Origin of the sequence: Pseudomonas mandelii (genome assembly GCF_002251635.1) — a bacterium.
Lineage (GTDB): Bacteria > Pseudomonadota > Gammaproteobacteria > Pseudomonadales > Pseudomonadaceae > Aquipseudomonas > Aquipseudomonas mandelii_B.
In genome coordinates this window covers 24,269-44,782 of the sequence record NZ_NMOJ01000115.1, presented here as the reverse complement: position 1 = coordinate 44,782, position 20,514 = coordinate 24,269, and the positions used below count along the sequence as shown (strand labels likewise).

The following is a 20,514-nucleotide window of genomic DNA, read 5'->3' as shown; positions in this document are numbered from 1 at the left end:
AGACAGGCACGCCTCTTTCCAGAGGCAAGCTTGTGGCGCCAAGTCAGACAGCGGCCGGGCGCAGGGAGTAGGTTTTCAGCTGGTCGGCGAAGTCGCGCAGGGATTGAATCCCGCTGGCTTCCGCTTCGTGCACCCAATCCTTGATGGCAGCCAGCATGTCGTGGCCATTTGAGCTGGTCTTGACCCAGATCTGCTGCAAGGCCAGGCGTTTCTCGTAAATTACCTTCAGCGCCTGGCTGTGCTCGAGCATGGTCTGGATGCGCAGGTGGTGTTTATCGTCCAGCAGGCTGGTTTCCCGCGAAAGCAGACGCTTGGCCCGGTGGAACTGGTGACGGACCGAGTGATCGACCTTTTCCAGCTCTTGCTTGACCAGTGGCGCGATCACCAACTTGCGGTATTGGGCCATGATCTGGAAGCGGTTGTTGAGGATCGCCATGGCGGTGTCCATGTCCAGGTTGCCTTTGCCCTCCACGCGGTGCGCGATTGGCGCGACGCGCTGCACCTTGGCCAGGCGCAGGAAGCTGAAGACTTTGATCCAGGCCCAACCCAGGTCGAACTCCCACTTCTTGACCGACAGCTTGGCCGAGTTCGGGTAGGTATGGTGNTTGTTGTGCAGTTCTTCGCCACCGACGATGATGCCCCATGGCACCAGGTTGGTCGCCGCGTCGCGGCATTCGAAGTTGCGGTAGCCGATGGCATGCCCCAGGCCGTTGATGACGCCGGCGGCCCAGAACGGAATCCACATCATCTGGATCGCCCAGATGGTGATGCCGATGGTGCCGAACAGCAGCAGGTCGATCACGCCCATGATCGCCACACCCAACAGCGGGAAACGGCTGTAGAGGTTGCGCTCGATCCAGTCTTCAGGGCAGTTCTTGCCGTAGATGCGCAGGGTCTCNGGGTTTTCCGCCTCGGCGCGGTACAGCTCGGCCCCCTTGCGCAGCACGGTGGACAGGCCTTTGATGACCGGGCTGTGCGGGTCGTCGACGGTTTCACATTTGGCGTGGTGTTTGCGGTGGATAGCAGTCCACTCGCGGGTGTTCTGCGCCGTGGTCAACCACAGCCAGAAGCGGAAGAAATGTTTCAGGCCAGCATTGAGCTCAAGCGAGCGATGGGCTGAATAACGGTGCAGATAGACCGTGACGCCGATGATCGTCACGTGGGTCATCAGCAGGGTGACTGCCACCAGTGACCAGGGTGACAAGCCGAGAAAACCTTCGTACCACATAGGCTATAGGGCCCTCGATAAAGAAAAAAACAGCCGTTGCATTATCACTAAGCCCACAGATAAAACCAGTCACCCTTTCAGATAAGAGTGGCTGGATGTTTCTTTAACCTATAATCCCATCCTTTTCGCAGGGACAAGGACGGCTAATGTCTGCCACCTATCGCGACGCGTTGCGTGCAGCGCTGCTTTATCTGTTGCTTTCCATCGTCTGGCTGCAGCTCAGCGGCTATTTATTGAACAGTTTCTTCGATAGCTCCGACGAGCTGGTGCGGTGGCAACTGATCAACGGTTATGCCTGGATCCTGCTGAGCGCCGGGTTGATTTTCATCGCCCGAGCGCGATTGCTCCGTTGCCTGGGAATTGGCAACACATTGCGTGAGCGGCATGACGACCGCGAGCGTTTGCGTCAGGCGGCGGCGGTGTTCGATTGCACGCGTGAAGGTGTGCTGGTCACCGACAGCAACGGGTTGATCGTCCACGTTAACCGGGCGTTCATGGAAATCACCGGTTACTCGCAGGCGGAAGTGTTGGGGCAGCGACCGAGCCTGTTCAAGTCGGGCCATCACGCCGCGGATTTTTACCAGACGATGTTCGCGACACTCAAGAGCCTCGGTGAGTGGAGCGGGGAAATCTGGAATCGCCGGAAAAGCGGCGAGATCTACCCGCAATGGCAGACGATCCGCGTCATTCACGACGATCGGGGCCAGCTCAGCCATCACGTCGCGGTGTTTTCCGATATCAGCGCCATCAAGAACTCCGAACACGAACTCAAGCACCTGGCTCATCACGACCCGTTGACGGACTTGCCTAACCGCTTGCTGTTCACCGACCGGACCGAGCAGGCACTGACCTCGGCGCAACTGCACAAGCGTGGCTGTGCGCTACTGATGATCGATCTGGATCATTTCAAGATGATCAACGACAGCCTCGGGCACACGATCGGTGACGCACTGCTCAAAGCCGTGGCCAAGCGTATGCAGGCCATGCTCGGCCCGGAGCTCACGTTGGCGCGTCTGGGCGGCGATGAGTTCGCGGTGCTCGCCGAAAGCTGTCCGCAGTTGATGCAGGCGGCGGCGCTGGCGCAGCGGATCATTGAGGGTCTCAAAGAGCCGTTCCTGATCGGCGGGCATCAACTGTTCATCAATACCAGCATCGGTATCAGCCTGTTCCCCGGCGATGCCTTGAGCGCCCAACAGTTGCTGCGCAATGCCGACTCGGCGCTGTTCAAGGCCAAGAGCGCCGGCCGCGAAGGGTATGCGTTGTACACCGAAGAGCTGACCGCCCACGCGCAGAATCGCGTGGAAATCGCCGTTGAACTGCGCCGAGCGCTGGAAAAGCAGGAACTGCGCGTTTATTACCAGCCGGTTCACGACCTCAGGACCCGTCGCCTGGTGGGCGCCGAGGCGCTGGTGCGCTGGGAGCATCCGCAACGTGGGCTGGTGCCACCGGCAGAATTCATCCCCATCGCCGAACGCACCGGATTGATCGCGGAAATAGATGCGTGGGTGATGCGCCAGGCTTGTCAGCAAATGTGCTCGTGGCAGCAGGCCGGTATGGCGTTGTCGTTTATCGCAGTGAACGTCTCGTCTCGACTGTTCGCTCGCCGTGAGCTCTTTCAGCAAGTGGCGAAAGTGCTTCACGAAACCGGGCTCGATCCAGCGTTTCTGGAGCTGGAAGTCACCGAGAGCGCGGTAATGGAAGACCCCGAAGTGGCCCTTGAGCAACTGCATCGCCTGCGTGAACTGGGCTTGCGCCTGGCCATTGATGACTTCGGCACGGGCTATTCATCGCTGCTGCGCCTCAAGCGCTTGCCGGTGCAGAAGCTCAAGATCGACCAGGGTTTTGTCGCCGGTGTGCCGTGGGATGAGGACGACGCGGCGATCGTGCGGGTGATTATCGCGTTGGCGCGCAGCATGGGGATGCAGGTGCACGCCGAAGGAATCGAGCAGGTCGAGCAGGCGCGTTTCCTGCTCGAACACGACTGCGATCTGGGGCAGGGCTACTGGTTTGGGCGACCGGTCCCGGCCGAGCAATTGGATTGGAAGCACACGCCGGAAATCCGCTAAGCCCGCGCCCCGTCAAATAATTTTATTTGGCAGTGTCGCACGCGTAAAAAACCTCGCAACCCCACGTCCTGCCAGAAAATTCTTTCTGGTTATATAAACATTCTTAAATAGTATTTTTAAGAATATCCGCGCTTCTCTACTATTGCTCTCACGCCGCAAGCAGTGCCGCCACTGCCAGGCAACCTCTCAGTTGAAGGAGCAGCACCATGAGCGCATCCCTACGTAGCGTTGACGGTCAAGACGAAGCCACCATCTTGCGNGAGATCCAGAGCGCCTTGCGCGACCTGCGGTTTGGCGCGGTGGAAATCACTGTGCATAACGCCCAAGTGGTACAGATCGAACGCAAAGAAAAATTCCGTTTGCAGAACCCGGGTACCAAACCGAGCTAAACAAACCGACAACCCGCGTCCAGCACACCATAAAAAAAGCCAACACACCAAGAATTCCAGGAGCTTTCACCATGTCGTCGATTCGTCATTTCGCTTTGGCCGCCCTGGCCAGTGCACTTTTTGCTGGTTCCGCGGTTGCCAAGGATTACGAGTTGCTCAACGTGTCGTATGACCCGACTCGCGAGCTGTATCAGGATTACAACGCCGAGTTCGTCAACTTCTGGAAGAAGGACCACGCTGGCGATAACGTGAAAATCCAGCAGTCCCACGGTGGCTCCGGCAAACAAGGCCGTGCGGTGATCGACGGCCTGCGCGCCGACGTCGTGACCCTGGCCCTGGCCGGCGACATCGACGAAATCGCAAAGCTGGGCAAGACCCTGCCGGAAAACTGGCAAACTCGCCTGCCGGACGCCAGCACCCCGTACACCTCGACCATCGTGTTCCTGGTGCGCAAGGGCAACCCTAAAGGCATCAAGGACTGGGGTGACCTGATCAAGAAAGACGTTTCGGTCATTACCCCGAACCCGAAAACCTCCGGCGGTGCCCGCTGGAACTTCCTCGCCGCCTGGGCCTATGGCCTCAAAGCCGGCGGCAGCGAAGCCAAGGCCCAGGAATACGTTCAAGCGCTGTTCAAGCATGTGCCGATCCTCGACACCGGCGCTCGTGGCTCGACCATTACCTTCGTCAACAACGGTCAGGGCGACGTGTTGCTGGCCTGGGAAAATGAGGCATTCCTGGCCCTGAAAGAAGACGGTGGCGCTGACAAGTTCGACATCGTCGTGCCTTCGTTGTCGATTCTTGCTGAGCCACCGGTGGCAGTGGTCGACAAAAACGCCGAGAAAAAGGGTAACACCGAGATCGCCGAGGCGTATCTCAAGCACCTGTACAGCCCGGCTGGCCAGGAAATTGCGGCGAAAAACTTCTATCGTCCACGTGANGAGAAAGTCGCCGCCAAATACGCCCAGCAGTTCCCGAAACTGGACCTGGTGACTATCGACAAAGACTTCGGCGGCTGGAAAACTGCCCAACCGAAATTCTTCAATGACGGTGGCGTGTTCGACCAGATCTATCAGGCGCAGTAATTTTAAATAGCCATCAACGAGCCCCGGATTTACATTCGGGGCTTTGCGCGTTCTCAACCAAGGACTTTTATGTCGCGTCGTATCTCCCCCGTCATACCCGGCTTCGGGCTGACGCTGGGCTACACCGTGGTGTACCTCAGCCTGATCGTACTCATCCCCCTTGCGGCGATGTTTGTGCACGCCGCTCAACTCACCTGGGATCAGTTCTGGGCCATTATTTCCGCACCACGCGTGCTGGCGGCGTTGAAACTGAGCTTCAGCACCGCGTTGTACGCCGCGCTGATCAACGGCGTAATCGGTACGCTGCTGGCCTGGGTGCTGGTGCGTTACACCTTCCCCGGCCGCAAGATCATCGATGCGATGATCGACCTGCCGTTTGCCCTGCCCACCGCCGTGGCCGGTATCGCGCTGACCGCGCTGTACACGCCCAATGGTTGGGTGGGTCAGTTTGCAGCGGACCTGGGTTTCAAGATCGCGTATACCCCCCTCGGCATCACCCTTGCCCTCACTTTTGTGACGCTTCCATTCGTAGTACGTACCGTACAGCCAGTATTGGCTGATATCCCGCGTGAAGTGGAAGAAGCGGCGGCGTGCCTGGGTGCAAAACCGCTACAGGTTTTCCGCCATATTCTGGTGCCAGCGCTGCTGCCAGCCTGGCTGACCGGTTTCGCGTTGGCCTTTGCCCGCGGGGTCGGCGAGTACGGTTCGGTGATCTTCATCGCCGGCAACATGCCGATGAAAACCGAGATCCTGCCGCTGCTGATCATGGTCAAGCTCGACCAATACGACTACCGCGGCGCCACCTCCATTGGCGTGCTGATGCTGGTGGTTTCCTTTGTCCTGCTGCTGCTGATCAACTTGTTGCAGCGGCGCATCGAACGTCCATAAGGAGGCGCGGAACATGTCCCAATCGTCTATTTCCGCCGCGTCCTCGAACGCCGCCCGCCGTGGCAGTGCTTCATCGCGGCGAATCCTGATCGGCCTTGGCTGGCTGGTGTTCGCCCTGTTCCTGTTGCTGCCGCTGGTGATCGTGGTGTCTCAGGGCCTGAAACTCGGAATCGGTGCNTTCTTCACCGCAATCCTCGAACCCGACGCGCTGTCGGCGCTGAAGCTCACGGTGATCGCCGTGGTAATTTCGGTGCCGCTCAACGTGGTATTCGGGGTCAGCGCCGCCTGGTGCGTGAGCAAGTACTCGTTCCGTGGCAAGAGCATCCTGGTCACGCTGATCGACCTGCCGTTCTCGGTGTCGCCGGTGATCGCGGGCCTGGTCTACGTGCTGATGTTTGGCGCCCAGGGCCTGTTCGGGCCGTGGTTGCAGGATCACGACATCCAGATCGTCTTCGCCTTGCCGGGCATCGTGTTGGCGACCATTTTCGTGACGGTGCCGTTCGTGGCCCGTGAACTGATCCCGCTGATGCAGGAGCAGGGCACACAGGAAGAAGAGGCCGCGCGCCTGCTCGGTGCGAATGGCTGGCAGATGTTCTGGCATGTGACCGTACCGAACATCAAATGGGGCCTGATCTACGGCGTGGTGCTGTGTACTGCGCGGGCCATGGGTGAGTTCGGCGCGGTGTCGGTGGTGTCCGGCCACATTCGCGGCGTGACCAACACCCTGCCGCTGCACGTCGAGATCCTCTACAACGAATACAACCATGTCGCCGCGTTTGCCGTCGCGAGCCTGTTGCTGATCCTGGCGCTCTTCATCCTGCTGCTCAAGCAGTGGAGCGAGAACCGTATCAACCGCCTGCGCAAAAGCGCCGGTGAGGAATAAGTCATGTCGATTGAAGTGCGTAACGTCAGCAAGAATTTCAATGCGTTCAAGGCGCTGGACAACATCAGCCTGGACATTCAAAGCGGCGAGCTCGTGGCCCTGCTCGGCCCGTCGGGTTGCGGTAANACTACCTTGCTGCGCATCATTGCCGGGCTGGAAACCCCGGATGACGGCAGCATTGTGTTCCACGGTGAAGACGTGTCCGGCCACGACGTGCGGGATCGCAACGTCGGTTTTGTGTTCCAGCACTACGCGTTGTTCCGCCACATGACAGTGTTCGACAACGTCGCCTTCGGCCTGCGCATGAAGCCGAAAAACCAGCGCCCGAGCGAAAGCCAGATCGCGGTCAAGGTTCACGAACTGCTGAACATGGTGCAGCTCGATTGGTTGTCTGATCGCTATCCGGAGCAACTCTCCGGTGGCCAGCGCCAGCGTATCGCCCTGGCCCGTGCGCTGGCGGTCGAGCCGAAAGTCTTGCTGCTCGACGAACCGTTCGGCGCCCTAGACGCCAAGGTCCGTAAAGAACTGCGCCGCTGGCTGGCGCGCCTGCACGAAGACATCAACCTGACGTCGGTATTTGTGACGCACGACCAGGAAGAGGCGATGGAAGTCGCCGACCGTATCGTGGTGATGAACAAGGGCGTGATCGAGCAGATCGGTTCACCGGGCGACGTCTACGAAAACCCGGCCAGCGATTTTGTGTACCACTTCCTCGGCGACTCCAACCGCCTGCACCTGGGTGAGGACAAGCACGTGCTGTTCCGCCCGCACGAAGTGTCGCTGTCGCGCCATGAGCTGGAAGACCATCACGCGGCGGAAGTGCGGGATATCCGTCCGTTGGGCGCGACGACTCGGGTGACGTTGAAGGTCGAAGGCCAGAGCGAGTTGATCGAAGCTGAAGTGGTGAAGGATCACGACAGCCTGATCGGCCTGGCGAAGGGCGAGACATTGTTCTTCAAACCGAAGGTCTGGCAGAAACTCGCCAGCCTCTAAATGCATCGCGGGCAAGCCCGCTCCCACAGGTTTCCGGGTTGGCGACAGATTTTGTGTTCAATCTCGATTCTGTGGGAGCGGGCTTGCCCGCGATGGCGTCCTACGCAGCAGCACGCTTCGGATTAACCCGCACCCCACCCACCCGCGCCTCGATCTGCTCTTTCAAATCCCGCCGCATCCCCAGCAAAAGCGCCAGTTCAACCACCACAAACAACGGCCCGACAATCAATCCCGTCACATCATCGACAAACGCCGGTTTGCGCCCTTCATAGTGATGACCGACAAACTGAATCGCCCAGCCCACCACAAACATCCCGATCCCGCTCGCCAACCATACCAGCGTACTTTGCTGCGCCAACACCTGGCCCGCCCAAACGCACAGCCCCAGCAACACCGTCATCAACACCCCGAGCCGCACCTCCAGGCGCAGGTAAAACCATGCCGAGGCCAGTGCCACCAGCACCGCCGGTGAAACCCAGCCTCCAACCCATTGCGGCCGTGACAGCAACACCGCCACGGCCACCACAATCAGTGGAATCCCGATGAAGTGGCTGGCGATATTGCGGGGGTCGCGATGGTAGGCGGCGTATTGACTGAGATGGTCAACGAGGCTTTTCATTGTTATTCCTCCTGTAGGGTGATTGATCATGCCTCGGGTTCACGTTTCGCTCTGTCAGGCAGGCGACAATCTCCAGGAGTTTAAATGGACATGCAGGTTTGGCGTTCGCGCCTGGAGTCGGGGCAGTGGTTCAGTCATTTACCTGTTCCACTACAGGATAGTCTGCTGGCAGCGGCCCGGCTGCGACGGTTGTCGACGGGGCAATTGTTGTTCAAGCGCGGTGACCCGCCGTGCGGGTTGTATGCGGTGCTCGAAGGCTCGGTGCGCATCGGCGCGGTCAGCGAACAGGGCAAGGAAGCGTTGCTGAGCCAGGTCGAGCTGCCTTACTGGTTCGGCGAAATCTGCCTGTTCGACGGCCAGCCGCGCACCCACGATGCTTTCGGTGTGGGCCAGTGCACGCTGTTGCACATCCCACAGACCGCGCTGCTGGCGTTGCTCGACGAACAACCGGTGTATTGGCGGCAGCTGGCATTGCTGATGAGCCACAAACTGCGCCTGACCTTCATCAACCTCGAACAGCTGAGCCTGATGCCGGCCCCGGCACGCTTGGCTCACCGCTTGCTGATGATCGCCGAGGGCTACGGCGAATACGATCCGCCGCGCCGGGTGCTGCAACTGCCCCAGGAACAATTGGCATCGATGTTGTCGCTGTCGCGCCAGACCACCAACCAGATCCTCAAGGACTTGCAGGGGCAGGGGGTTCTGAATTTGAAGTATGGCGAGATCGAGATTGTCGATGCCGAGCGGTTGCGGGTTCTGGCGACANGGTGAAAAAAATATTTGATGGGCAACCGCTGCGAAGGCGCCTAGCCTGTGATGACGATAATCGAGGTGTGCCATGCGTGTGCTGTTAGTAGAAGACGAACCGGAGATCGCCAAACGCCTGGCCAACGGCCTGAACGAGGCGAGTTATACGGTCGATGTGGCGCTCAACGGTATGGACGGGCGTCGCTTTATCGAGTCCGGCGAATACGAACTGATCATCCTCGACGTGATGCTGCCGGGGCTCAACGGCTGGCAGTTGCTGCAACAGATCCGCAAGCTCGGCGAAACGCCGGTGCTGTTGCTGACCACCAAGGATGGCATCGAAGATCGCCTGCGTGGGTTGGAGCTGCATGAGGATGATTACTTGCTCAAGCCGTTTGCCGTGAGTGAACTGGTGACGCGGGTGCGCAAGTTGTTGCGGCGGGATCGGGGGCGTTAAGTATTTCTGCGGTGTCTGGAAAAACGCCATCGCGAGCAAGCTCGCTCCCACAGGGGGTTCGTGTTTACCAATAAGTCCGCGCCTGGCACAAATCCCTGTGGGAGCGAGCTTGCTCGCGATGAGGCCGGAACAGGCAACCCACCTTTCGGATCTATCACCGCAACCCATCCCGAAACTGCCCCGGTGTCATCCCGGTCCAGCGTTTGAACGCGCGGCTGAANCTGCTGGTATCGGCAAAGCCCAGCAAATGGCTGATCTCGGCCAACGAACACTGCGGGTCCCGCAGGTGCAGCAGCGCCAGGTTCTCGCGGCACTCATTGAGCAGCGCATCAAACCGACAGCCTTCGTCTGCCAGATGCCGTTGCAGACTGCGCAAGCTCAGGTGCAGGGCCTTGGCGATGTGTTCGGCGCTCGGTTCGCCTTCGGGCAATTGTTCTTCAATGGCATCGCGGACCTTGCGTTCCCACGTCAGCGGCTTGAGTTGCGCCAACGTGCGCTTGAGCACCGCTTCGTTGTGTTCGGCCAGTTCCGGGTTGGCATCGTCCAGGTGACTGTCGAAGTCCACGAGGGCAAATTCCAGTCGGTCCTCGTCGGCGGCGAAGTGCACTGGCGAACGAAAGACTTTGTGCCATTGATGCGGGTCGGCCGGTTCCGGGCGGCGCAGGTACACCGCCAGCGGGGCATATTCGCGGCCCAGGCGATTGCGGCAGGTGCGCACGTAAATCGCCGTGAAGGCATCGATGGCTTCGAACGCGGGGGCCGGGTTGCCGGCAGGGATTTTCAGGCAGAAGCGGTAGCGATCTTCAGCGCGGGTCAGCTCCAGTTCCAGCGCATCGCTGACCACCTGGTGATAACGCACGATCCGCTCGAACACCTCGCGCAAGCTGCCGCTGGCCACCAGCGCATAACCGAGCGCATGGAACGTGGTCGGGCTGACAAAGCGTGAGACGCGCAAGCCAATCGCCGGGTCGCCGCTGACCTGCACCGCGATTTCCCACAGGCGCGTGGTGCCCGACAACGGGTAACGGGCGTTCGGGTCGTCCATCAATTGCGGATCGAGCCCCGCCTGTTGGCACAGGGCGGTGCTGTCGAGGCCTAGGGCATCGAGCTGTTTGCGCAGGGCGCGGGTCCAGCTGGCGAGCGAAGTGGGTTCGGTCATGCTGATTGGCGCTTCCGGTCAACAGGTTGGCGTTCACGGCTACCGCGTTGTGAGGCTTCACAAGGCAGGATGCGAACATCAATAACCAGAGGATGGAAGCATGGACGGTACTTCTGCAAGTCCCCAGCGACTGAATGCAGCCCAACGATCAGCCCATATTCGCGAAGTGGTGTTGGCCAGAGGGGTCGAACTGCGCAAACGCTACCCGATTCTTAACCATCAGGACGCCTTGGGCGCGGGCATTCTGGCCTTCGCCCTGGCTGGAATGATCGGTTCAGCGGCGCTCTACCTGACCGGGCACATGGCCTGGTGGGCGTGCCTGTTGCTCAACGCGTTCTTCGCCTCGTTGACCCACGAGCTGGAGCACGACCTGATTCATAGCATGTACTTCCGCAAACAACGGGTGCCGCACAACCTGATGATGGGTCTGGTGTGGCTGGCGCGCCCGAGCACGATCAATCCATGGATTCGCCGTCATCTGCACCTCAATCATCACAAGGTGTCCGGTACGGAAGCCGACATGGAAGAGCGCGCGATCACCAACGGCGAACCTTGGGGATTCGCGCGGTTGTTGATGGTCGGCGACAACGTGATGTCGGCATTCATTCGCATGCTGCGAGCCAAGACCTGGGCGCATAAATTCAGCATCATCAAACGCACGCTGAAGGTCTACGCGCCGCTGGCGCTGGTGCATTGGGGTGCCTGGTACGTGTTCCTCGGTTTTCATGGGGCGAATGGCATTGCCGATCTGCTGGGTACGCCGATCGAATGGTCGACGACCACGTTGTCGGTGATGCAGGTGATCGATATCGCGGCGGTGGTGATCATCGGCCCGAACGTGTTGCGCACCTTTTGCCTGCATTTTGTCAGCTCCAACATGCACTACTACGGNGATGTGGAGCTGGGCAACGTGATTCAGCAAACCCAGGTGCTGAACCCTTGGTGGATGTGGCCGATGCAGGCGTTCTGCTTCAACTTCGGCAGCACCCATGGCATCCATCATTTTGTGGTGAAGGAACCGTTCTACATCCGCCAGATGACGGCGCCAGTGGCGCANAAAGTGATGCGCGAGATGGGTGTGCGGTTCAATGATTTCGGGACGTTTGGGCGGGCGAACCGGTTTGTGCGCAAGGAAACAGCAGAGGCGCAGGAGGTGCGTGCCGCTCAGGCTTGATCGATATTCTCGGAAACTCAAAACGGCAAAGGCGCCCGTCATCAATCTGACCCAAAGGGGCGGTATGTTATGACCCAGGCAGGATGGCTTGGTAGTTGTTGTATCGCTGATCTACATATGCATTTTGGATCTAGTAAAGTAATTAAATATTCCTTTATTGGATAAGCGTTTCAGTCAATCATCGCATCCAGTGATGTTGATTAGCGATAGCAGATTTTGAGTTTCCGGGGCCGTCTCCTTGGCAGGGTGCGGTCCCTTTTTTTATCCATTCAAAACGGCTTCATATTCCTTATGGGTCTTAATAAATAGCTTCTTATTCCTTAACGAATATAACTCTCCTCCCTATACTCGACCGGGAACAGACACGCAGCAGGAGAGTTCCCCCATGCGCAACGAATCAATTCGCTACCTGATCGTGCCGGGCTGGCAAGGATCGCCAGAAGATCATTGGCAAAGTCATTGGCAAAACAGTCTGCCGAATAGCGCGCGGGTGGAGCAGGCCGACTGGCTGACGCCGCGTCGTGAAGACTGGGTCGCGGCGCTGGCCGAAGCGATTGCTGCCGACAGCACGCCGGTGATCTTGATTGCGCACAGTCTGGGGTGCATCACCGTCGCCCATTGGGCGGCCACTGCGCCGGTGCATTTTTTGCGTCAGGTGCGTGGCGCCTTGCTGGTGGCCCCGGCGGATGTCGAACGTCCGGCCTGTTCACCGGCCTTGCGCAACTTCGCNCCGATTCCCACAACTCTTTTGCCCTTCCCGAGCCAGGTCGTCAGCTCCGACAACGACAGCGCCGTGAGTGCGCCGCGAGCCCTTGAACTGGCCCGCAACTGGGGCGCGGAGGCGGGGATTCTGGCGGGTGCCGGACACATCAACGTGAAGTCCGGGCATCAGCGCTGGGAGCAGGGCTTTGCCTATCTCTATCGCCTGCAAAACCGAATGGAACACCACGCCCTGCGACGCGCTTGAACCTTTTTATTTTTTAGCACGCCTACCCGTCTCCCGGCGGTTTTGGGCGGGAGTCTGCCATGAGTTTTGAAGCCTTCGGCCAGCCACTGCTGACCTTCCCCGACGCCGAAAAGAGCCCGCTGAGCATTCGCGCCAAGGCGCTGGTGTTTGTCGATCCACGGTCCCGGCAGTTGCGCCAGGAGCTGGAACAACTGGCGCCGCGCTCGATCTCGGTGTTGATCCGTGGTGAAACCGGCAGCGGCAAGGAATTGCTCGCGCGGCACATCCATCGTGCGAGTGATCGCGGCGGGTTGTTNGTNTCGGTCAATTGCGGCGCGATCAGCCCTACCTATGCCGACGCCGAACTGTTCGGCTATGCCGCCGGCAGCCACAGCGGCGCGGCCAGCAGTCGGGCGGGGTGGTTTGGTTCGGCCAACGGCGGCACCTTGTATCTGGACGAGATCGGCGACTTGCCGCTGCCGATCCAGATCAAATTGCTCGCCGCCCTGGAAAACCACGAAGTCACCCGCGTTGGCGCTCAGCAACCGAGCCCGGTGGACGTGCGTCTGGTGGCGGCCACCAGTATCGATCTGGCCCAGGCGGTGGCGGCCGGGAAATTCCATGAGCGGCTTTATCACTACCTCAGCGAAGGCCAGCTCGAACTGCCGGCATTGCGCGAGCGGGTCGGCGATATCCTTTCGTTGGCCGAATACTTCCTCGGCATCTACAGCCAGCGCCTTGACCTGCCGGTGCCGCTGATCAGCGACGCCGCCCAACGCGTGCTGGAACACCACAGTTGGCCGGGCAACACCCGCGAGCTGGAAAANGTTATTCACTTCGCGCTGCTGGTCAGCACCGGTGACGAGATTTTGCCGGAGCATTTGAATCTGCCTGAAGTACCTGTGTCGTTGGTGCAGATCGAGTGGCAAATCGCGCAAGTGAGCAAAAATGGCACGGCTGAAGAGCGTTCGGCACTCAAGCGTTTGCTGGAAAGCCTGACCCAGACGCTGTAGTGATCTTTATGAACAAAATGGAATATGAAAGTGAATAAAAGATATTGTTCGGGAATAAAAAATCCCGGTATTGTCCATCCCACGCCGCGATAGCACTTCGCTGGCACACNNACAAAAAACGGTCGTCAGAGACGCCCCGGAATTTCGATAAGGACACTGCATGAAAAAGGTTCTGTTGTTTACCGCACTGGCGGCTGCCCTGACTGCAAGCTTCGCCCAGGCCAACGAGAAACTGGTCGTTGCCGCCACCCCGATCCCGCACGCCGAGATCCTTGAGCTGGTCAAGCCGACCCTGGCCAAAGAAGGCGTGGACCTGGAGATCAAGGTTTTCACTGACTATGTACAACCCAATACACAGGTTGCCGAGAAGCGCCTGGACGCCAACTACTTCCAGACCCTGCCGTACCTGGAAAACTTCAACAAGGGCAAGGGCACCAACCTGGTCACTGTGATCGGCGTGCACGTTGAACCCATCGGCGGTTACTCGAAGAAGATCAAGAATATTTCCGAGCTGCCAAACGGCGCGACCATCGCTCTGCCAAACGAAGGCAGCAACAGTGGCCGTGCCCTGCTCCTGCTGCAGAAGGCTGGACTGATCGAGTTGAAAGACCCGAAAAACGCCCTGTCCACTCCGAAAGACATCGCCAAGAACCCGCACAACTTCAAGTTCAANGAGCTGGAATCGGCCCTGCTGCCACGCGTGCTGGACCAGGTTGACCTGGACGTGATCAACACCAACTACGCCCTGGAAGCTGGCCTGAACCCGGCGAAAGACGCGCTGATCATCGAAGATGCCAAGTCGCCTTACGTGAACTTCCTGGTCGCACGTCCAGACAACAAGGACAGCGACGCTATCCAGAAACTGGCCAAGGCGCTGACCAGCCCGGAAGTCAAAGCATTCATCGNCAAGAAGTACAGCGGCGCGGTACTGCCGGCGTTCTGATTCGCGAGGTAAACCCCTTCAAGGTTTCGAACGCCGACGGCTAGCAATAGCGTCGGCGTTTTTTTGCGTGCGAGAAACCTGTGGCGAGGGAGCTTTTGTGGCGAGGGGGCAAGCCCCCTCTCCACAGGGGAATCTGCTCGCCTCACGAGCGTTAGGCAACCTGTGGCGAGGGAGCTTTTGTGGCGAGGGGGCAAGCCCCCTCTCCACAGGGGAATCTGCTCGCCTCACGAGCGTTAGGCCGCCCTGGCCTCCAGCGCCCGGCGCAACGCCACCAATAACTTCACGATTTCCTGCGGATCCAACCGCTTTGGCACTTTCAAGTCAGCCATTTTTCTCTTCCTTGTGAGGGTTCGGCCAGGGAGTCTGGCCAAAAGCTGTGCGTCCTTGGAGGGTCTTTTTGAAAAAAAGATCCCTCCTACAGCTGCAAGGAAAATAGTCGTGTTCCTTCGCCACGGCAAATCCGCAGGATAGTTTTTTGCGTGATATCAATATGCTTTAACGGTATTTAAATTCTTCTTTTTATACCTTTAAAGTCGGTGCCTGCCGGGAAGNTGAAACTCCGCCATCGCGAGCAAGCTCGCTCCCACGGTATGTATGGCAAACCTGTGCACCCGTGGAACCCTGTTCTAAGCTCACAGTCGTATCGCCATTGGCACGTCCGTACAACGCAAAGGAGTCTGCATGGCTGGTCCCGGATTGAACATAGTGGTTGGTCTGAGCCTCCTTGCGCTGCTGACCGCGTGCGGCGATAAAAAACCGGTCGAGAAGGACCGTCCACGGGTTTTCGTCCAGGAGGTCAAACCCTTGGATTACGCCGCGTCGGTGACGCTCACTGGCGATGTTCAGGCCAGGGTCCAGACCGAATTGTCGTTCCGCGTGGGCGGCAAGATCATTCAGCGCATGGTCGATGTCGGTGACCGGGTGTCGGCCAGACAAGTGCTGGCCAAGCTCGATCCCAAGGACCTGCAGACCAACGTCGATTCGGCCCAGGCCCAAGTCACCGCCGAACAGGCCCGGGTCAAACAGACCGCCGCCGCGTTCGTCCGCCAGCAAAAACTCCTGCCCAAGGGCTACACCAGCCAAAGCGAATACGATTCCGCGCAAGCCGCCTTGCGCAGCAGTCAGAGCGCGTTGACCGCTGCCCAGGCGCAATTCGCCAACGCCCGTGAACAGCTCGGCTACACCGCGCTGATTGCCGAGGCACCGGGTGTGATTACGGCGCGTCAGGCCGAGGTCGGCCAAGTGGTGCAGGCGACGGTGCCGATTTTCAGCCTGGCGCGCGATGGTGAACGTGATGCGGTGTTCAACGTCTACGAATCGCTGCTGGCCGAGGCGCCGGAGGATAAAACCATCGTGGTCAGCCTGCTCGACAACCCGGCGATCAAAACCACCGGCACCGTGCGGGAGATCACACCGGCGGTGTCCGCACAGACCGGCACCGTGCAAGTCAAAGTCACCCTGGCCAGCCTGCCCGAGGGCATGCAACTGGGCTCGGTGGTGAGCGCCACGGCCAAGACGCCGGGCAAGTCCGCCGTGGAACTGCCGTGGTCGGCGCTGACCAAAAACCTCAGCGATCCGGCGGTATGGCTGGTGGACGGTGAAGGGAAGGCGCAACTGCACACCGTCACGGTCGGTCGTTACCTGACCGGCAAAGTGATCATCAGCGCCGGCCTGCAGGGCGGCGAAAAAGTCGTCATCGCGGGCGGTCAGTTGCTGCACCCCGGCGTGAAAGTTGAAATCGCCGAAAACACCTACAAGGATCTCGCTGTGGAAGCCCAGCCATGAAGCGTCTGTTACTGGTGTGCACGGCGGTGATGCTGGCGGCCTGCTCGGAAGAAGAACCGCCACCGGAGCCGATACGCCCGGTGCTGTCGGTCAAGGTCCAGTCGCTGGACGAGGAAAATCTCGGCCGCTTCGCCGGCAGCATCCAGGCCCGCTATGAAAGCAATGTCGGGTTCCGCGTGCCGGGGCGCATCGCCAGCCGTAACGTCGATGTCGGTGCCGAAGTGGAAAAGGGCGCGCTGCTCGCCACCCTGGACCCCACCGACCAGCAGAACCAGTTGCGCGCCGCCCAAGGCGATCTGGCCAGCATCCAGGCGCAATTCATCAACGCCCAGGCCAACGCCCGGCGTCAGCAGGCGTTGTTCGATCGTGGCGTGGGTGCCCAGGCGCAACTCGACTCCGCACAGACTGACCTCAAGACCACCCAGGCCTCCCTCGATCAAGCGAAGGCGGCGGTCGATCAGGCCAAGGACCAGCTCAACTACGTCGAACTGCGTTCCGACCACAAAGCCGTGGTCACCTTGTGGAATGCCGAGGCCGGCCAAGTGGTCAGCGCCGGTCAGCAAGTGGTGACCCTGGCCCGCCCGGATATCAAGGAAGCNGTGATCGACCTGCCGGACACCCTGGTCGACCAACTGCCGACCGATGTCGTGTTTCAGGTCGCGGCGCAACTNGACCCAAGCGTCAACACCACCGCCATCGTGCGCGAGATCGAGCCCCAGGCCCAAAGCGCCACGCGCACCCGGCGAGCCCGCCTGACCCTGACAGACACACCGCCCGGTTTTCGCCTGGGCACTGCGATCAGTGTCACCCTCAGCTCCGCGATCAAGCCGCGTATCGAATTGCCGCTGAGCGCGCTGCAGGAGATCGATGGCAAATCGCGCATCTGGGTGATCGATGCGCAGACCCAGACTGTTTCCCCACGGGACGTCAGCCTGGTCAGCCGCACGGATTCAACGATGATCCTGGCCAGTGGCGTGAAGTCCGGTGAACGGGTGGTCAGCGCGGGTGTGAACAGCCTGAAACCCGGGCAAAAAGTCAAAATCGACGAGGACAGCCCGCGATGAAAGGGAGCTTCAACTTATCCGACTGGGCCCTCAAGCATCAGTCCTTCGTCTGGTACCTGATGTTCGTCGCGCTGCTGATGGGCGTGTTCTCGTACATGAACCTTGGCCGTGAGGAAGACCCGTCGTTCACCATCAAGACCATGGTGATCCAGACCCGCTGGCCCGGCGCGACCCAGGAAGAAACCCTCAAGCAGGTCACCGACCGCATCGAGAAAAAACTCGAAGAGCTCGACTCCCTCGACTACGTGAAAAGCTACACGCGGCCGGGCGAATCCACGGTATTCGTGTTCCTCAAGGACACCACCAGCGCCAAGGCCATCCCGGATATCTGGTACCAGGTGCGCAAGAAGATCGACGATATTCGTGGCGACTTCCCCCAGGGCCTGCAAGGGCCGGGGTTCAACGACGAATTCGGTGATGTGTACGGTTCGGTCTACGCCTTTACCGCCGACGGCCTGTCGATGCGCCAGTTGCGCGATTACGTGGAACAGGTGCGTGCCGAGATCCGTTCGGTGCCGGGGCTGGGCAAGGTCGAGATGGTCGGTGAGCAAGATGAAGTCCTGTACCTGAACTTCTCCACCCGCAAACTGGCGGCGCTGGGCATCGATCAGCGCCAGGTGGTGCAAAGCCTGCAAACCCAGAACGCGGTGACCCCGGCCGGTGTGATCGAGGCCGGTCCGGAGCGCATCTCGGTGCGCACCTCGGGGCAGTTCGCTTCCGAGAAAGATTTGGCCAACGTCAACCTGCGGCTCAATGACCGCTTCTATCGTTTGGCGGACATTGCCGACATCAGCCGTGGCTACGTTGACCCGGCGACCCCGGAGTTCCGTTTCAACGGCCACCCGGCCATTGGCCTCGCCATCGCCATGAAGAAGGGCGGCAACATCCAGGCGTTCGGCAAGGCGTTGCACCAGCGCATGACCGACCTGACCGCCGACTTGCCGGTGGGCGTCGGTGTGCACACGGTGTCCGACCAGGCCGAAGTGGTGGAAAAAGCCGTCGGCGGCTTCACCAGTGCCTTGTTCGAAGCGGTGGTGATCGTCCTGATCGTCAGTTTCGTCAGCCTCGGTATGCGTGCCGGGTTGGTGGTGGCGTGCTCGATCCCGTTGGTGCTGGCGCTGGTGTTCGTGTTTATGGAGTACAGCGGCATCACCATGCAGCGGGTGTCGCTGGGCGCGTTGATCATCGCCCTTGGCCTGCTGGTGGACGATGCGATGATCACCGTGGAGATGATGATCACGCGCCTGGAGAAAGGTGAAACCAAGGAGCAGGCGGCGACGTACGCCTACACCTCGACGGCCTTCCCGATGCTCACCGGCACCTTGGTCACCGTGGCCGGTTTCGTGCCGATCGGCCTCAATGCCAGTTCGGCGGGCGAGTACACCTTCACCCTGTTTGCGGTGATTGCCGTGGCGATGCTGGTGTCGTGGGTGGTGGCGGTGCTGTTTGCACCGGTGATTGGGGTGCACATTCTCAGCACCAACGTGAAACCCCATGACGCCGAGCCGGGCCGCATCGGCCGGGCATTCAATTACGGGATGTTTTGGGCCATGCGTAATCGCTGGTGGGCGATCGGTATCACCATTGCGCTGTTCGTGGCCTCGGTGTTTTCCATGCAGTTTGTGCAGAACCAGTTTTTCCCGTCGTCGGACCGCCCGGAAATCCTCGTCGACCTCAACCTGCCGCAAAACGCCTCGATCAACGAAACACGCAAAGCGGTCGACCGCCTGGAAGCCATCATCAAGGATGACCCGGACATTGCCCGCTGGAGCACCTATATCGGCCAGGGCGCGATTCGTTTCTACCTGCCCCTCGACCAGCAATTGCAGAACCCGTACTACGCGCAACTGGTGATCGTCAGCAAAGGCCTGGAGTCGCGTAACGCCCTCAGCCAACGCTTGCGCGAGCGGCTGCGCAAAGATTTCGTCGGCATCGGCAGCTACGTCCAGGCGCTGGAAATGGGGCCGCCGGTGGGTCGCCCGATTCAGTACCGGGTCAGCGGCAAGGACATCGATCAGGTGCGCAAGCACGCCATCGCCCTGGCCACCGAGCTGGACAAGAACTCGCACATCGGCGAGATCATTTACGACTGGAACGAACCGGGCAAAGTGCTGCGCGTGGACATCGCCCAGGACAAGGCGCGGCAACTGGGGCTGTCGTCGGAAGACGTGGCGCANCTGATGAACAGCATCGTGGTCGGTTCGCAGGTCACTCAGGTCGATGACGATATCTACCTGATCAACGTCGTGGGACGTGCGGTGGACGCGGAGCGCGGCACGCCGGAAACCCTGCAGAACTTGCAGATCGTCACCCCGAGCGGCACGTCGATTCCGCTGCTGGCTTTCGCCACGGTGCGCTATGAACTCGAGCAACCGCTGGTCTGGCGCCGTGACCGTAAACCAACCATCACCATCAAGGCGGCAGTGCGCGACGAGATTCAGCCGACTGACTTGGTGAAACAGCTCAAACCCGCCATCGATAAATTCAGCGCCGGTTTGCCGGTGGGTTACAAGGTCGCCACCGGCGGCACTGTGGAAGAAAGCGGCAAGGCCCAGGGCCCGATTGCCAAAGTGGTGCCGTTGATGCTGTTTTTGATGGCCACCTTCCTGATGATCCAGTTGCACAGCGTGCAGAAGATGTTCCTGGTGGCGAGTGTCGCGCCGCTCGGCCTGATTGGTGTGGTGCTGGCACTGATCCCCACGGGCACGCCTATGGGGTTTGTGGCGATCCTCGGCATCCTCGCGCTGATCGGCATCATCATCCGCAACTCGGTGATTCTGGTGACGCAGATCGATGCCTTGGAGAACGAGGGCGTTTCACCTTGGGATGCCGTGGCGCAGGCCACGGAGCATCGGCGCCGGCCGATTCTATTGACCGCTGCGGCGGCCAGCCTGGGGATGATCCCGATTGCCCGGGAAGTGTTCTGGGGGCCGATGGCGTACGCGATGATTGGCGGNATCATTATTGCGACGTTGCTGACGTTGCTGTTTTTGCCGGCGCTTTACGTTGCCTGGTACAAAATCCGCGAGCCGCAGAAAGAGACTTAAAATCGAGCGCTACGCGCTCATCGGGGGCAAG

General features: G+C 59.9%; 18 protein-coding genes. 15 read left to right on the top strand and 3 right to left on the bottom strand.

Going from position 1 to position 20,514, the window contains the following annotated elements; translation table 11 throughout:
• Positions 1 to 43: 43 nt before the first annotated feature.
• Complete coding sequence (gene desA, locus B7L09_RS16310; protein ID WP_094469703.1) at positions 44 to 1,228, bottom strand: delta-9 fatty acid desaturase DesA; 1,185 nt, start codon at positions 1,226 to 1,228, stop codon at positions 44 to 46.
• 146 nt (positions 1,229 to 1,374) lie between these two features.
• Here desA and dibA point away from each other — a divergent pair, with 146 nt between their 5' ends.
• From dibA to B7L09_RS16280, 6 genes are all read left to right on the top strand, one after another.
• Entirely contained in the window at positions 1,375 to 3,294 is a 1,920-nt protein-coding gene (gene dibA, locus B7L09_RS16305) for a phosphodiesterase DibA (protein WP_094469702.1), read from the top strand.
• 206 nt (positions 3,295 to 3,500) lie between these two features.
• Positions 3,501 to 3,683, top strand: a complete 183-nt coding sequence (oscA, locus tag B7L09_RS16300; protein WP_094469701.1) for a sulfur starvation response protein OscA — start codon at positions 3,501 to 3,503, stop codon at positions 3,681 to 3,683.
• A gap of 71 nt (positions 3,684 to 3,754) precedes the next feature.
• Entirely contained in the window at positions 3,755 to 4,765 is a 1,011-nt protein-coding gene (locus tag B7L09_RS16295) for a sulfate ABC transporter substrate-binding protein (RefSeq protein WP_094469700.1), read from the top strand.
• Positions 4,766 to 4,834: 69 nt separating this feature from the next.
• Entirely contained in the window at positions 4,835 to 5,653 is an 819-nt protein-coding gene (cysT, locus tag B7L09_RS16290) for a sulfate ABC transporter permease subunit CysT (protein ID WP_094469699.1), read from the top strand.
• 13 nt (positions 5,654 to 5,666) lie between these two features.
• Entirely contained in the window at positions 5,667 to 6,536 is an 870-nt protein-coding gene (gene cysW, locus B7L09_RS16285) for a sulfate ABC transporter permease subunit CysW (RefSeq protein ID WP_094469698.1), read from the top strand.
• 3 nt (positions 6,537 to 6,539) lie between these two features.
• Complete coding sequence (locus B7L09_RS16280) at positions 6,540 to 7,529, top strand: sulfate/molybdate ABC transporter ATP-binding protein (protein ID WP_094469697.1); 990 nt, start codon at positions 6,540 to 6,542, stop codon at positions 7,527 to 7,529.
• A 100-nt stretch (positions 7,530 to 7,629) separates the two neighbouring features.
• On the opposite strand, the gene B7L09_RS16275 is transcribed toward B7L09_RS16280, so the two are convergent.
• Positions 7,630 to 8,148, bottom strand: a complete 519-nt coding sequence (locus B7L09_RS16275; RefSeq protein WP_094469696.1) for an Mpo1 family 2-hydroxy fatty acid dioxygenase — start codon at positions 8,146 to 8,148, stop codon at positions 7,630 to 7,632.
• 84 nt (positions 8,149 to 8,232) lie between these two features.
• On the opposite strand from B7L09_RS16275, the gene B7L09_RS16270 reads away from it, so the two are divergent.
• Positions 8,233 to 8,919: a Crp/Fnr family transcriptional regulator gene (locus B7L09_RS16270; protein WP_094469695.1), complete on the top strand. Its 687-nt coding sequence runs from the start codon at positions 8,233 to 8,235 to the stop codon at positions 8,917 to 8,919.
• Between the two features lie 67 nt (positions 8,920 to 8,986).
• Entirely contained in the window at positions 8,987 to 9,352 is a 366-nt protein-coding gene (locus B7L09_RS16265; RefSeq protein ID WP_094469694.1) for a response regulator, read from the top strand.
• A gap of 154 nt (positions 9,353 to 9,506) precedes the next feature.
• Here the strand turns inward: B7L09_RS16265 and B7L09_RS16260 are convergent, their stop codons facing one another.
• Positions 9,507 to 10,511: an AraC family transcriptional regulator gene (locus B7L09_RS16260; RefSeq protein ID WP_094469693.1), complete on the bottom strand. Its 1,005-nt coding sequence runs from the start codon at positions 10,509 to 10,511 to the stop codon at positions 9,507 to 9,509.
• A 100-nt stretch (positions 10,512 to 10,611) separates the two neighbouring features.
• Between B7L09_RS16260 and B7L09_RS16255 the strand changes: the two genes are divergently transcribed.
• The 7 genes from B7L09_RS16255 (at position 10,612) to B7L09_RS16225 (ending at position 20,483) form a co-directional block, all read left to right on the top strand.
• Positions 10,612 to 11,685, top strand: coding sequence for a fatty acid desaturase (locus tag B7L09_RS16255; RefSeq protein ID WP_094469692.1), 1,074 nt, complete (start codon positions 10,612 to 10,614; stop codon positions 11,683 to 11,685).
• A gap of 385 nt (positions 11,686 to 12,070) precedes the next feature.
• Positions 12,071 to 12,652, top strand: a complete 582-nt coding sequence (locus B7L09_RS16250) for an alpha/beta hydrolase (protein ID WP_094469691.1) — start codon at positions 12,071 to 12,073, stop codon at positions 12,650 to 12,652.
• A 59-nt stretch (positions 12,653 to 12,711) separates the two neighbouring features.
• Positions 12,712 to 13,644: a sigma 54-interacting transcriptional regulator gene (locus tag B7L09_RS16245; RefSeq protein ID WP_094469690.1), complete on the top strand. Its 933-nt coding sequence runs from the start codon at positions 12,712 to 12,714 to the stop codon at positions 13,642 to 13,644.
• A 160-nt stretch (positions 13,645 to 13,804) separates the two neighbouring features.
• Positions 13,805 to 14,587, top strand: coding sequence for a MetQ/NlpA family ABC transporter substrate-binding protein (locus tag B7L09_RS16240; protein WP_094469689.1), 783 nt, complete (start codon positions 13,805 to 13,807; stop codon positions 14,585 to 14,587).
• Positions 14,588 to 15,268: 681 nt separating this feature from the next.
• On the top strand, positions 15,269 to 16,372 hold the full coding sequence (locus B7L09_RS16235) for an efflux RND transporter periplasmic adaptor subunit (protein WP_094469688.1): 1,104 nt from the start codon (positions 15,269 to 15,271) through the stop codon (positions 16,370 to 16,372).
• Entirely contained in the window at positions 16,369 to 17,436 is a 1,068-nt protein-coding gene (locus B7L09_RS16230; RefSeq protein ID WP_094469687.1) for an efflux RND transporter periplasmic adaptor subunit, read from the top strand. The genes B7L09_RS16235 and B7L09_RS16230 overlap by 4 nt, the downstream gene beginning before the upstream one ends.
• Entirely contained in the window at positions 17,433 to 20,483 is a 3,051-nt protein-coding gene (locus tag B7L09_RS16225; protein WP_094469686.1) for an efflux RND transporter permease subunit, read from the top strand. Before B7L09_RS16230 ends, B7L09_RS16225 begins: the two co-directional genes overlap by 4 nt.
• Positions 20,484 to 20,514 lie beyond the last annotated feature (31 nt).